Here is a 9,900-nt window from a genome sequence, read left to right on the forward strand (position 1 = left end):
CTGAAACCAACTCAAGCTCCAACTCACACAGAGGTTCCGACTGACCGTTGGCAAGAATACTGCCCTGATCGATTACCACTTCAATCTCCGAGCCATCCGCAGCTGTGTATAGCCAGCTGCGACGTTCAAAGTCAGTACTGAACACCGTCGTAAGACGATCCCTCGCTGCCGATTCTGGCCAGCACGCCTGTACCTCTGGTAACGCCAGCAACGATGGATCAAGCTGCCTTTCAGGCAAAGGCCAATTCCATTCGTGACGAACCTGAACACCACTGCTGGACTGACTGCGAGCCTTGAATGTCTGTTCATAGCCAGAGGTCGTCGAGCGTATTCTTAATGCTGAGTGCGCGGCCGACAGCGCCAGCTCAGGCGTATCGAAATAATCGTTATTCAGAGTTTTCTGGCCCGTTGCTGTCGCTTCGTTATCAAGCCAGCTGACCAGCGCCGGGATATCTTCAGGCTGGAGCCTGAGTTTCAGTTCAATTTCTTTTGCCATCGCGCTATTGTTTTATGTCGCTGTATTTTGCAGTTTAAGATCATCAAGGATAAGGCCATCATGCCGCTGCCCTCCACGCTCGAAAAGCTCTCGGCCCTGATCGCTGAGAACAGTATCAGCTCTGTATTACCCGAATACGATCAAAGTAATGAAGGTGTGATTAACCTGCTCGCAGGTTGGTGCCGGGATCTCGGTTTCGAAGTTTCTATTATGCCGATTGAAGGCCATCCGGGGAAATTCAACCTGCTGGCCACCTACGGCCGCGGACCGGGCGGCCTGGTTCTTAGTGGCCATACTGATACTGTGCCCTGCAACCCTGAAAAGTGGACATCAGATCCATTCACCCTGACCGAGCGCGACGGCAAACTCTACGGGTTGGGCACCTGCGATATGAAAGGCTTCTTTGCCCTTGCGCTGGAAGCGTTAGAACAGGTTCGCGATAAAACATTCCACCAGCCGCTGATGATACTCGCGACCGCCGATGAAGAATGCTCAATGAGCGGCGCCCGTGCACTGAGCCAGAGTACTGGCCCCGGTGGTCGTTATGCCGTTATTGGCGAACCTTCAAGCCTGCGACCGGTGCGCATGCACAAAGGCATCATCATGGATAGCATCCGGGTAACAGGCCGGGCTGGACATTCTTCCAATCCGGCGCTGGGCATTAATGCCATGGACGCCGTGCATGAAGTTATGGGCGAACTTAAAAATCTGCGCGCTGAGCTGGCCGAGAATTATCGCGATGCGCACTTTGCGGTGCAGACTCCCACACTCAACCTTGGCTGTATTCACGGTGGCGACAACCCAAACCGTATCTGTGGCAGCTGCGAACTGGCTTTCGATTTACGCGCTCTGCCGGGCATGAGCAATGACGATCTACGCGAAGAGATTCGTCGGCGCATGAATCCAATTGCCGCGCAGAACAATGTAGAAATGTCATTCGAGCAATTATTCCCTGGCGTCGAACCCTTTGCCGAAAGCGAAAACAGTGCACTGATTAAAGAAGCCGAACGCCTCACCGGACACACCAGCGTGGCCGTTAACTACGCCACTGAGGCGCCGTTTTTGCAGAACCTGGGCATGGAAACCGTGGTGCTGGGCCCGGGTAGTATTGATCAGGCGCATCAGGTCGATGAGTTTATGGCACTGGATCAGATAGAGCCGTGCGTGAATATTCTGCGCAATCTGATCGAGCGCTTTTGTCTCACTCCCGCCCGTGATTAAATCATGAGAAGAAGTGATACCAAATAACTCTCCGGGACGCCGTAAATACATCCATGTAGGCTCGGCCGCGCCATCCATGGCGCAGACGCCCGAATCGTTTATTCAGTATCACTACACCGTACCCACTGCCGAACGTTGCTGCCCCGTTGCACCAACTAACGCAGAACAGGAAGTCCCGTTTTGACCGACAACACCGAATACGTACAGTGGTTTCGCCAGTCGTCACCGTACATCAATGCGCACAGAGGCAAGACCTTCGTCATCATGTTTGATGGCGACGCTTTGCTGCATCCTAATTTTGATACCTTGGTTCAGGACATTGCCCTGCTGAACAGCCTTGGCGTGCGACTCGTGTTGGTACATGGTGCTCGACCACAGATTGATGCCGTTCTGGAGCGTCTGGATATTACCAGCCAGTTCCATAACGACCTGCGCATTACCGACGGAGAGGCTCTGCGCGCGGTAAAAGCGGCCGTGGGGATGGTTAAGGCAGACATTGAATCCCGGCTGTCGATCGGTATTCCTGGCTCTCCGATGCATGGTGCGCGTATCCGCGTCGTCAGTGGTAATTTCGTCACGGCTAAGCCGCTCGGCGTCATCAATGGTGTCGATTATCAGCACACAGGAGAAGTCCGTCGTATTGAACATCAGGCGGTGAGTCATCTGTTAGACCAACAGAATGTCGTGCTCTTATCCTGCTCTGGTTACTCGCCCTCGGGTGAGATGTTCAACCTCAGCGTCGAAGATGTTGCGCGTCACGCTGCCGTTGCATTACGCGCCGATAAACTGATCGCGTTTGGTGAAAACGACGGTTTAACCGGTGAAGATGGCACTGCGCTGGAAGATTTAACCTGCCGTGAGCTTGAAGATCTTCTCAGCTCCTTGTCGGGAAGCCCACGCTGGCAGGCCGATATGGCACTGCGGTGTGTACGTCAGGGCGTGCCGCGCGTGCATATGTTGAGTTATCAGACTGACGGTGCATTACTGCAAGAACTGTTTACCCGTGAAGGTAGCGGCACCCTGATCAGTCAGGATGCATATGACCAGTTGCGCGCTGCTAACATCGATGACGTGGCAGGCATTCTTGATTTGCTGAAACCATTAGAAGACGACGGCATTCTGGTACGGCGTTCGCGTGAATTACTGGAAACCGAAATTCACCGTTTTTATGTCATCGAGCGCGACGGTTTAATTACGGCCTGCGCAGCGCTTTATCCCTACTCAGACGACGAAGCCGAGCTGGCCTGCGTTGCTGTTCATGGAGACTATCGCGGCAGTAACCGCGGCCAAAGGCTGCTTGAGCAGATTGAACAGGAAGCGAAAAGACGTCATTACAACCGCCTTTTTGTTCTGACAACGCGAACAGCACACTGGTTTATTGAGCACGGTTTTAAAGCCGGGCAGGTCAGTGAATTACCGCAGGAAAAGCAGAAGTTATATAACTTCCAGCGGAACTCGAAGGTGTTCTTTAAAACGCTCTGACACCCGGGTGTCAGAGCTAGATTCGCTTAACCGTTTCGTCGGTTTAAAAATCGTCGAAACGGAACAGCCATGAATAAGAAAAGCCAACATACTCATATTTGCCGACTTCCTCGCTGCCGTATTCCGGATTCCAGGTAACCGACAACCGGTGAGTATCATCAATCAGAATGCCGCCTTCCAGCGAATACATCAGATCAATGGAGGTTTCTGACACATCGTCCGGGAGCTGCAGATCAATAGCGCCTTCACCAAGGAAAAAATCCAGGTAATTCTGTATCTGCTGAATATCTGCTGCCGCAAATTCCTGAAAGGCTTCCGTCGAACTGACACCGACGCTATCGACTGTAAAAGTATAACTGGTACGAACAGCACCAACACCCAAACCGGCGAAGAGGTCAAAATTCGCAAAAGGCTGCGACAGAACAAAATTCACGGTCACCGCCTGACGACTGACACTATCGAGATAAGCACAACCAACAGAAACATCGTTAGTAATGCGGTCAACTGCCGTCTGATCCAGACAGCCTCCTTCAAACTCCCGGTCGTCTTTACCCAGAACGGCACCTTCGACTTCCAGCGAAAAGCGATCACTGAAGTCCATACCAAAGCGGGTTTCAAAGTTCAGAATGGGATATTCGGCGCCTGAGTACTGTTCATTGAGCACACCATATTCCGCACCTACGCCCAGGTACTGGCTGGCAGAGACATTCACCGGGCACAAAACAGCGACGCCCATAAGCGCACCAATTGCATACTGTATTTTCATTGTTGTTATTAGAATCTGATTCGTGAGAAGGACAAAACAATGGCGCGGAAAGCCCAACAGGTCAAGGCTAGACTAAGTAAAGAGTCTTCTGCTACCGGGTTTAGCTATCAGCCGCGGCGCTTCATCTTTAACCGCGACGCCGTACGAAGAAGAAATCGACAATAACGCCAGCAATGACCATCCCCAGCAAGTACTTCCCTGAAATCTCTGCTGACGTCAGCGGGGAGCCCAGCGCCGTGTGCAGCATTGGCACCATCATAAAGCCGATAAAGATACCGCCAATTCGAAATACCGAAGCCGATCCTTTGCTGTCCACCTTGCGGGCCATAATGATCCCTGCGTACATGATGGCAAAGCCGAGAAATGATACTGCGAAAGCTGCCAGATCCATCTTAAAACCCTGTTATTGTGTCGAATAATCGCATGGTACCTATAATCAACTCACGAGTCATTCCACCTTGCTATCCCCCCTTTGCTGCGATAGTTTTCGTCGCTAAATAACAACTTATTCAGGAACTCCCATGTTCGAGATTCTCACCCAGGTTGCTCTTCCTATATCCCTGATTCTGATCATGGCAGGCGTCGGCATGGGGCTGACTCCAGCTGATTTTGGCCGAGTGATTGCCCAGCCAAAAGCGTTCGTGATTGGTGCTGTCTGCCAGATGGTATTGCTGCCTTTAATCGCTATCGGCATCATTGAATTGACGGGGCTGACCGGGCCTCTGGCGATCGGCTTATTTATTCTCGCACTCTGTCCCGGGGGCACTACTTCAAACCTCTATACGCTTCTTGCCCGTGGCGACGTCGGTTTGTCAGTATCGCTGACCGCCGTCATCGGTTTTATCACACCATTTACTATCCCGATTCTCGGCGCCTGGGCGATTCACCAGTATGGCGATGCCGACCAGACGTTTGAGCTGCCACTGGCCAAGACCTGGATTACGCTGATGGTTGTGACGGTTATTCCTGTAATTGTCGGCATGCTGATCCGCCGCTTTGCCAGCAACTTTGCTGTAAAGATGGAACCCTGGGTATCGCGCTTTTCGGTCGCCGTACTGGCTCTCGTTATCATCTCCATCTGTATTAATCTGGGCCCTCAGCTTATCGACTTTGTAGTCGCATCTGGCCCGGCCACTCTGCTGCTGAACCTGATTACTATGGGTCTTGGCTACCTGCTGGGCAATGCCCTGCTTCACCACGAGGACCAGGCCCGAACGATCTGCCTCGAAGTTGGCCTCCAGAACGGTACGCTGGCTCTCATGGTCGTTACCGGTATTCTGGCCAGCCCCGAAATGGCTGTTGCACCATCGGTGTACAGCCTGCTGATGTTCGCCACAGCGACCCTGTTTACACTCTGGGTACGAAACCGCCCACTGACCTCCGCCTGATATACCCGGCTATTCAGATGGCCTGCCTGCTGGCAGGCCGAACTCAAGACAATCAACGTCATCCTTGCCAATGCACCGGCAACCGTCTGGTGTAATATGCCTGCCTCTAATGAATCACTCATGAGGCTGTATCTCCATGCTCGGTCAGATCATCAAGTCGATTATCAAACGCAATGAGCCTGCAATCATTCCTGCGCAGGGAACCTCGGTCGTTCGCCAGCGCGTCTGGCCACACCAGATCGACTACAACCTTCACATGAATAACGCCAAGTACCTGAATGTTCTCGAAGGTGCCCGCTGGACCCTTTTCCGTGACAACGGTTGGTTCAAACACCTCTTTGAGAAGCGCATCAACCTGGTAGTGGCATCGCTGGAAATTACCTTTATCCGTGAGCTTAACCTGTTCAGCGGCTACGAAATTCACACCAAGCTGCTGACCTGGGACAAGAAGTACATCTACTTCGAACACCGCTTAATGGTGAAAGGTAAGCTATATGGCCACGCGCTGGTAAAAATGGCCGGAGTACGCAAAGGCAAGCGCGCACTAACGCCAGAGATATGCGAGGCCGTGGGCGCAGACTTCAACCAGGCCGATATCAAAGAAGCCATCACTCACTGGAGCGACATGACCCAGGCAAAACGCGAGCTCTGATAACGTCATGAAACGTCAGAGAGTCTCACTCTGCCGGGGCATGGGTAAAGGAAAGTAAGTGCTCAGTCGGTCGTAAGATGGTTCATATACACTGAGCATTACAACCGACTACCGAGATGGAGAACTCTGATGAAGCCACTTTATAAAGTTGCCGCGACCCTCGTACTTGCGGGTGTCGCCGGCCACGCAGCCGCCGATATTAAACCTTTTGAAGCCGTGGAATACCGTAAGGGCATTTTTAAAGCCGTTAAATGGCATTTCGGTGCCATGGGTGACATGGTCAAAGGTAAAGCTGAATTCGACAGCGAAGACTTCGCGCGCCGCGCAGATCTGCTCGCGGCATTAAGTCAGATGCCATGGGAAGGTTTCCGCCCTGGCACCTACGCCAGTGCCACATCAGCCTTGCCTGTGATTGAAGACGAATGGGAAGACTTCACCGCAGCTGGTGATGCCTTCAGCGAAAAAGCAGCCGCCTTAGCGGTCGCCGCAAAAGGCGACGATATGAAAGCGATCAAATCAGCATTCGTAGCCACTGCCCGCACCTGTAAAGGCTGCCACGATGACTTCAAAGACTGATTAAAAGCGCCACCGCTCCGGCGGCCAACGCCACAGAACAAAGCCCGGTCCACACAGGCGCCCGGGCTTTTTTATTCACCGGCCCGTCAGCATACCGGCCCGGTTTTTTATTGCCTGTCACCATCCCCTGCAGCAAGCTTTCATTTTTCGCGAACTGATGAAACAGTACTGCCAGAATATGCAGGCCAACGATGCCCAGAAGCACATTAAAGGAAATTTCGTGGAGTTCAGTAAGAAGCAGACTGGTGTCATAACTCACCATCGGGAATAAGGGCCCCTCGAACAAAACATCATCCGTAGCGAATAATCCCGAGACAACCTGAAATCCGACAAGACCTAACAAACCAAGCACCGCCAACGCACCCAGGGGGTTATGGCTGAGATAATGCAACTCTCTTCCGCTGAGCAAATCCCGGGCATACACCAGAGTCGATTTCGGAGAACGGATAAAGTGACTAAATCTGGCATACGCAGGCCCAGCCACGCCCCACAGTACCCGGAAAATGATCAATCCCAGAGCCGTCAGTCCAAAGGCCTGGTGCCAATCCATCCAGCCCTGCTCGACAGTCAGCCAGGCACCCGCCAGACAAACAGTCAGCCCCCAGTGGAAAATACGGATAAATATATCCCAGACGTAGGTTTTCTCAGACACAAGGGGCTCCCGCTGGATGGTCTTCAGAAATTTTACGAAAATGCTGACGACATCAAATTTTAAGAGGAATTAATCAGATAGTTTACGGAAGTGTGTGAAGAACGAACGTACACGACTATAAATAATTGTCAGGGCCAGATAGGCACACCTCTCCAAGTCAGGAAAGAGTGACAATATCAGCAATTCTCAGAATGCTTCTGATGTCTCCGATGGTCACTGTCAGTAGATTCATGGTCTGGTAGTGTGACGAGACCAATACGCATCAAATACCGAAGGAGAATGGTATGACATGGATGATCACAGGTGCGGGAGGCCAGGTAGGCCAGTGCTTGCAGCAACAACTCAAACAATCGCGGCGCCGCATCATCGCGCTCAGTCATAGCGCATTAGACATCACTAACGACAAACTACTGACTCGTGTACTCGAGGCCAGCAGACCCAGAGTGATCTTCAACTGCGCTGCCTATACCCACATGAATAAAGCAGAGCAACAGGGAGAACTCGCCTGGAAAGTCAATGCGAGGGCACCCTCAACACTGGCCCGATGGTGTAACGACAATGGCGCCTGGTTGATTCATCTGTCTTCAGACTACGTTTTCTCTGGCTGGATGGCTGATGCCTACTCTGAAAGTGCCTTACCCTGCCCTTTATCAGAATATGGGCGAAGTAAACTGGCCGGAGAGCAGTCAGTAATGGAAAGCTGCGATAGAGCCGTCGTCATCCGTACGGGTTGGCTGTTCAGTCAGTATGGTAAAAATCCACTTTGTTACATGTTGAACAGTGCTCAGAAGTCCCTCAAGATCAATGTGGCAAGCGACGCCTATGTTTCTCCGACACCCGCTGTCTCGTTAGCCGAAACCATGGTAGAAATTGCCAGTCTGGCTGAACAGGGGCGTATTGCCAGAGGGCGATACCATTTCGCCGGTACGCCAACTGCGAGCACTTATATTTTTGCAGGTGAGATGCTACGTCAGGCCAACGAGTTAGGGTTAGTCGACCGTCGCTGCCGTCTGTTACCAGAAACGATTAACCCGCCGGGTTCGGGCGCAATGAGACCACACAATTCTGCCCTGGTATCGCAGAAGCTACCCGATTTAGGTATTTATCCACCCGACTGGCGCACAGAACTGTCAGCGACTCTGGAAGCAATCAAAGAGCGTCAGAGTCTGGGCGAGCCCGGTCTCTGTCAGGCCTTTGCCTCGTAAACAACAAAGCTGTAGTTGTATGGATTAGGGCCTTCGGCGGCGAAATCTTCGCGAGCAACTTCCTGCCACAAGCTTTTGTCGTACTCAGGAAAGAAAGCATCCCCCTCAACGTCTGCATGAACCTCGGTCAGATACAGGCGATCGGTATGAGGCAGTGCCAGTGCGTAAATTTCTGCGCCCCCCATGATCATGGCTTCTTCCTGGCCATCAATCAGGCATACGCTCTCCGCCAGTTCTCTTGCAGCTTCAACGCTGCTCACGACCTTAACACCTTCAGGCTGGTAGTCGGCCTGCCGGGTAATCACGATATTGGTGCGACCGGGAAGTGGCTTACCGATACTCTCGTAAGTCTTTCTCCCCATGATGACAGGCTTACCCATCGTGGTTTGCTTGAAGTACTTGAGGTCATTCGGCAGATACCAGGGCAATGCGTTATTGCGTCCGATGACACCATTTTCGGCAACCGCCACTATCATGGAGAGCTTCACAGAAAAATCCCGTCGCTAAAAAATCAGCGCCTATGATAGCGATGCAGTTCTGTATTGTCAGGCGCACCGGGCTACAAATTCAGGCACTCTCTCAGCAGCGAGCGGTTTTGAAAACAGATACCCCTGACATTCGTCGCAACCCAGACCTGCCAGTCGTGATTGCGTCGATACCTGCTCGACCCCTTCTGCGATTACTTTGAGCTTCAGGCTGTGAGCAAGGTGAATAATGGAGCCCGCAATCGCATCATCGTCGTTATTTATCCCCACAGACTTAACAAAATCGCGGTCAATTTTCAGGTAATCAACGGGCAGCGTACGCAGGCTGGCGAACGATGAGTACCCTGTGCCAAAGTCATCGATAGCAATTGCGATATTTTCAAACCGTAAACGCGCAAGCGTATCTGCCGTGCGGTCGTTACCTTCCATGATCATGGCTTCTGTAATTTCGAGCGTAAGGTGTTTACCTGCAAGTCCAACCTCATCAAGAATACCAAGCACCTGATCAGCAAGATCTGGCTGAAAGAATTGTCGCGAAGTCAGGTTCACCGACACTCTGGCATCGCCGGGCATAAGTCCATCATCCAGCCACTGACGAAACTGTTGGCATGCACATTCGAGAGCCCACATTCCGAATTTCTCAATCAGTCCGGTCGTTTCGAGCACCGGAATAAATTGCTCCGGAGGAACATGACCAAATACCGGGTGATTCCAGCGCATCAGCGCCTCTACGCCATAAAGGCGCTGCCCATCCATACTCATTTGCGGCTGGTATTCCATGGATATCTGGCGGTTATCCAACGCATGATAGATCGCCTTCTCCAGACCTCCGCGAATCCGGTCCTCGGCTGAGTGGGCGCTGTAGATAACATAGCTGTTCTGACCGATCTGTTTTGCGCCAGATAATACCTGCTCGGCATGCAGAATCAGATTGCCGGCGTCGTGGTCCGCTTCGCCAGCGAGTGCTGCGCCAATGC

General features: G+C 52.2%; 12 protein-coding genes. 6 read left to right on the forward strand and 6 right to left on the reverse strand.

The window, feature by feature from the left end:
- On the reverse strand, positions 1-496 hold a 496-nt coding region (locus B2067_RS02115; RefSeq protein ID WP_301387302.1), incomplete at its 3' end, for an inorganic triphosphatase.
- 60 nt (positions 497-556) lie between these two features.
- Here B2067_RS02115 and argE point away from each other — a divergent pair.
- Together argE and argA are read left to right on the forward strand one after the other, a co-directional pair.
- Positions 557-1,717 (forward strand): acetylornithine deacetylase, encoded by a 1,161-nt coding sequence (gene argE, locus B2067_RS02120; RefSeq protein WP_301387303.1) that lies wholly within the window; start codon positions 557-559, stop codon positions 1,715-1,717.
- A gap of 180 nt (positions 1,718-1,897) precedes the next feature.
- On the forward strand, positions 1,898-3,199 hold the full coding sequence (gene argA / locus B2067_RS02125; RefSeq protein ID WP_301387304.1) for an amino-acid N-acetyltransferase: 1,302 nt from the start codon (positions 1,898-1,900) through the stop codon (positions 3,197-3,199).
- Positions 3,200-3,242: 43 nt separating this feature from the next.
- Here the strand turns inward: argA and B2067_RS02130 are convergent, their stop codons facing one another.
- Positions 3,243-3,965: a hypothetical protein gene (locus B2067_RS02130; protein WP_301387305.1), complete on the reverse strand. Its 723-nt coding sequence runs from the start codon at positions 3,963-3,965 to the stop codon at positions 3,243-3,245.
- Positions 3,966-4,092: 127 nt separating this feature from the next.
- The gene (locus B2067_RS02135) at positions 4,093-4,356 is read right to left on the reverse strand and encodes a hypothetical protein (RefSeq protein ID WP_301387306.1); all 264 of its coding nucleotides are present in this window, start codon (positions 4,354-4,356) and stop codon (positions 4,093-4,095) included.
- 130 nt (positions 4,357-4,486) lie between these two features.
- On the opposite strand from B2067_RS02135, the gene B2067_RS02140 reads away from it, so the two are divergent.
- The 3 genes from B2067_RS02140 (at position 4,487) to B2067_RS02150 (ending at position 6,581) form a co-directional block, all read left to right on the forward strand.
- The gene (locus B2067_RS02140) at positions 4,487-5,353 is read left to right on the forward strand and encodes a bile acid:sodium symporter family protein (protein WP_301376944.1); all 867 of its coding nucleotides are present in this window, start codon (positions 4,487-4,489) and stop codon (positions 5,351-5,353) included.
- A 136-nt stretch (positions 5,354-5,489) separates the two neighbouring features.
- A complete protein-coding gene (locus tag B2067_RS02145) occupies positions 5,490-6,005 on the forward strand; it encodes a thioesterase family protein (protein ID WP_301387307.1) in 516 nt (171 codons plus the stop codon).
- A gap of 129 nt (positions 6,006-6,134) precedes the next feature.
- Complete coding sequence (locus B2067_RS02150; RefSeq protein ID WP_301387308.1) at positions 6,135-6,581, forward strand: c-type cytochrome; 447 nt, start codon at positions 6,135-6,137, stop codon at positions 6,579-6,581.
- Here B2067_RS02150 and B2067_RS02155 read toward each other — a convergent pair.
- Positions 6,571-7,233: a cytochrome b/b6 domain-containing protein gene (locus tag B2067_RS02155; RefSeq protein ID WP_068442738.1), complete on the reverse strand. Its 663-nt coding sequence runs from the start codon at positions 7,231-7,233 to the stop codon at positions 6,571-6,573. The genes B2067_RS02150 and B2067_RS02155 overlap by 11 nt on opposite strands.
- Before the next feature lie 284 nt (positions 7,234-7,517).
- Here B2067_RS02155 and rfbD point away from each other — a divergent pair, with 284 nt between their 5' ends.
- Positions 7,518-8,438 (forward strand): dTDP-4-dehydrorhamnose reductase, encoded by a 921-nt coding sequence (gene rfbD / locus B2067_RS02160; protein ID WP_301387309.1) that lies wholly within the window; start codon positions 7,518-7,520, stop codon positions 8,436-8,438.
- On the opposite strand, the gene B2067_RS02165 is transcribed toward rfbD, so the two are convergent.
- Both B2067_RS02165 and B2067_RS02170 read right to left on the reverse strand, forming a co-directional pair.
- Complete coding sequence (locus B2067_RS02165) at positions 8,420-8,914, reverse strand: dihydrofolate reductase (protein WP_301387311.1); 495 nt, start codon at positions 8,912-8,914, stop codon at positions 8,420-8,422. The two genes, rfbD and B2067_RS02165, sit on opposite strands and share 19 nt — an antisense overlap.
- A gap of 69 nt (positions 8,915-8,983) precedes the next feature.
- The coding region (locus B2067_RS02170) for a putative bifunctional diguanylate cyclase/phosphodiesterase (RefSeq protein WP_301387310.1) at positions 8,984-9,900 on the reverse strand (917 nt) is incomplete at its 5' end.

The sequence above is a fragment of the Thalassolituus sp. UBA2590 genome, assembly GCF_002339775.1.
Taxonomy (GTDB): domain Bacteria; phylum Pseudomonadota; class Gammaproteobacteria; order Pseudomonadales; family Oceanobacteraceae; genus Thalassolituus.